Source organism: Burkholderia sp. Ac-20379 (assembly GCF_017104645.1).
Taxonomy (GTDB): domain Bacteria; phylum Pseudomonadota; class Gammaproteobacteria; order Burkholderiales; family Burkholderiaceae; genus Burkholderia.
Genome location: NZ_JAAGPF010000745.1, coordinates 1 through 968, shown reverse-complemented (window position 1 = coordinate 968; position 968 = coordinate 1). Strand labels below are relative to the sequence as shown.

Here is a 968-nt window from a genome sequence, read left to right as displayed (position 1 = left end):
CCCCACCCGCGCCGCCGCCCACCGCGCCGCCGATCACGGAGCCGGTACTGCCGCCCACGGCACCGCCGAGCGCCGCACCGGCCAGGCCGCCGAGCCCGCCACCCAGCGCGTTGTTGAGGTCGCCGCCCGCGAAGGCCGGCATCGAAACGGCCGCGCCAAGCGCCGCCACCGCGAGGAGTTTGGTCAGTGTGTTCGTCATGGTGAGCACCCTTGTCAGTTGATCGGTTGTCGTGCGTGAACAGGAATGGCACCGAGTGTAGCCAAGCTACCGAAAGGAATCTGTAACGCCATGATTGGTCGCCCGTAAGAGCTGTAACAAATCGGGCGCATCGCTGTAAAAACTACAGCCGATCGTTGAACTTGCCGCACACCGTGAATTTTCTGCTCAGGCAGCGGATCGGGAGCGCGCGCCCGGCGTCGGATCCGGAGCCGTGAAATCGCAGGCACGACCGTTGCGGCAGTGCGATGGGCAAGCGGCAACCGCCGCGGCCCACATGCACCGGACGGTCCAATGGCATCTGCTCCTGCATCCCCGTTTTCCCCGCATCTGTACTTCCTCGACGCCCGCCTGGTCGGGCCGCTCGACGCCTGGCCCGCCTGCTTCGAGCGCATTGCGGCAATGGGCTTCGATCACGTGCTGATCGGCGCCTTCAGCGCGGCCGGCGGCGCCGGCCACCCGCGCGCGGTGGCCGATCACGACCGCCCGGCCGACGCGCTAGCCACCCGGCTCGACACGACCGGCGCGCTCGCCCAACTCGCCGAACAGGCCCGCGAATTCGGCCTGAAGCTGATGCTCGACGTGACGGTGGACCGCATCGCCGTGGAGCACCCGCTGCGCAAGACCGCGCCCGGGTGGTACGTGGAGCGCCATCACGACGACGCGCGCATCGATCCGCGCACGGCGGCCTTCGAGCAGACGATCGCCTACGCCGACGTGGCGCAGCCCGACGTGGCCGAGGCGCTGGGCA

Annotated in this window: 2 pseudogenes; one reads left to right on the top strand and one right to left on the bottom strand. The window is 69.2% G+C overall.

Annotated features, from left to right (window positions below):
• A pseudogene (locus G3N92_RS34375) lies at positions 1-199 on the bottom strand (hypothetical protein); the annotation flags it as partial.
• A 312-nt stretch (positions 200-511) separates the two neighbouring features.
• Here G3N92_RS34375 and G3N92_RS34370 point away from each other — a divergent pair.
• Positions 512-968 (top strand): annotated as a pseudogene (locus G3N92_RS34370) (DUF3416 domain-containing protein); the annotation flags it as partial.